We start from the raw sequence: 2199 nt of genomic DNA, 5'->3' as shown, positions 1-2199 counted from the left end.
GTTAAGGCAGCAGTTGGTTGAGTAATAGTTATCGATTTAACGGCTTTACAACCTTTAGTATCAGTAACGGTTACTTCGTATACTCCAGCACCAATACCAGATAAGTCTTCAGAAGTTGCAGCGATTGCTGAAGCATCTTTTTTCCAAGTATAAGTATAGCCTGAAGTTCCACCAGAAACTGTTATATTAATCGCTCCAGTAGTATCATTATAACAATTCACATCGGTTTGAGAAGTTACCGCAATACTTAAGGCAGCAGTTGGTTGAGTAATAGTTATCGATTTAACGGCTTTACAACCTTTAGTATCAGTAACCGTTACTTCGTATACTCCAGCACCTATACCACTTAAATCTTCAGTTGTGGCAGTGATTACTGAACCGTCTTTTTTCCAAGTATAAGAATAGTTTGGCGAACCACCAGTTACGGTTATGTCAATTGCACCAGTTGTATCATTGTAGCAGGTCACATTGGTTGATGCCACTGTTGCACTTAACGCAATAAGCCCAGCCCCACTAAAGCTACCACTACTTGTGCAAGTAACATAGTCGCTAGGGGCATCGGCAGGAATACCTTCGGGGGTCAAAGACAAATCATATGGATTCGCATAATCGTAAGTTGCACAAACAATAGCTTTTATGTCATTTTGAGGGGATGAACCATCTTGCGTTCCTAACTCTACATAAAGCGGAGTAGCAATTAATTCAGCATAGCTATTCCTGGTTTCTGTACTTACCTCGGTAGTCAAGTCCATAGCATAAGTTGTCACTTTATAGGATTTTGCTTTTAGTGTAGCATTATCCACTACCTTCCATTTACCGGCACTTCCCAGAAATGTGGCGCATACCTCATAGCCGTCACTTACACAATTAAGTTCGTCGGCTCCATCTTTTTGAAGGGCGCAAGATGATCCTCCACACCCATACCTGGCTTTAAAAATCAGGTTATCGGTGATGTCTGATCCGTCAGCATTCCATATAGCAATGTAATAATTAGTTGGATCTGCAAAAGCTGGTACAGTAATCGTTTCCCAACCCGCCGTAGTACCTGCTCCACAACCGTCAAAAATCAGACCACCTGCATAAATCAGGTCTGCTGTGTCACAGCTCCCTGACAAGCCTGTCGGTGTTGCCGGATAGAATGTTCCTGGTGTTAATGCTGTAGGTTTTGTATTGGCGGTATTTACATAATACAAGGCCCAACGTTGATCGGGTGTACCTAATTGAAAAGAAAATGATCCTGCATAAGTTCGGATATCAAAATTCAGCCATACTACATCTTGTCCATCAGTTGGCTTTCCGCAGTTTATTATGTCCAGATCCGGGAAATCAAAGACAGAACCGTCTTGTCCTATTTTACCCTTATCTTGTAAATTATTTATGGTTGAAGCACTACTTCCACAGGTAATGATTCCTCGTGCTTCTGTATCGCTCCCCGTAGGTTTAACTGCCTGCCACTTACCACTCACAAACCGCCATCCATCTCCTGAATCATAACGGAAAGCATTACAAGGACCTTGGCCGCTCTGTGCAAAAGCAGTATGACTAATTGAAATAGTCATAATTAAACAAGAAAGCATTTTGAAAATAAAAGAATACATGAACTGTTTTGTCGAATAAGTAATAGTTGATTTCATATTGATTTGTTTTAAATCGTTAGAAAGTAAGACGATTGTAAATGGCAAAATTCACATTTGAGAGTAGTTGTAGGAGTTGAAGGTCGAATTGCTTTTATCAAACTTTCAACCTTTTGAGGACTTGAATCAATATTTCCTGAGTTTGCTCTCAAGGAGTCAATAAATTTATTAATAGACATATTTTTTTGAGATTGCAACAGTATAGTTTGAGCTAAGCTAGCCCAAGACTTTTGTGCATCAAATTGGGAATATATGTTACTAACAATCTTGAAGAAGGTCAGTAAAAGGAAGGTGATTTCTGTTTTCATACAATCAAAATTTAAATTATTGTTTGTAATGTTAATTTTCTACAGAATTTGAAAAACTAAAAACTAGGTTTATTATAAACATTCAATTTTGACGATTATTTGGGGATTAATTCAAAATTGATTTATGGTTGCAGACTACTATCATTATTTAAGTTTCAACAGAATTTGAAAAACTAAATAGGTTTATTATAAACATTCAATTTTGACGATTATTTGGGGATTAATTCAAAATTGATTTATGGTTGCAGACTACTATC

At 37.7% G+C, this 2199-nt stretch carries 2 protein-coding genes (1 of these 2 running past the window's edge); both read right to left on the bottom strand.

The annotated features are described in order from the left end of the window. Window positions 1-752, bottom strand: part of the annotated coding region (locus tag FNW38_RS17140) for a beta strand repeat-containing protein (protein ID WP_449404049.1) (this coding region is incomplete at its 3' end). 3117 nt of the annotated region lie to the left of the window's left edge; 752 of its 3869 annotated nt are in view. An 893-nt stretch (window positions 753-1645) separates the two neighbouring features. After that, entirely contained in the window at window positions 1646-1942 is a 297-nt protein-coding gene (locus FNW38_RS17135) for a hypothetical protein (RefSeq protein WP_143388940.1), read from the bottom strand. Between the last annotated feature and the right edge of the window lie 257 nt (window positions 1943-2199).

The sequence above is a fragment of the Flavobacterium gawalongense genome (genome assembly GCF_007097265.1).
Taxonomy (GTDB): domain Bacteria; phylum Bacteroidota; class Bacteroidia; order Flavobacteriales; family Flavobacteriaceae; genus Flavobacterium; species Flavobacterium gawalongense.
This window is presented reverse-complemented; position numbering and strand designations above follow the sequence as displayed.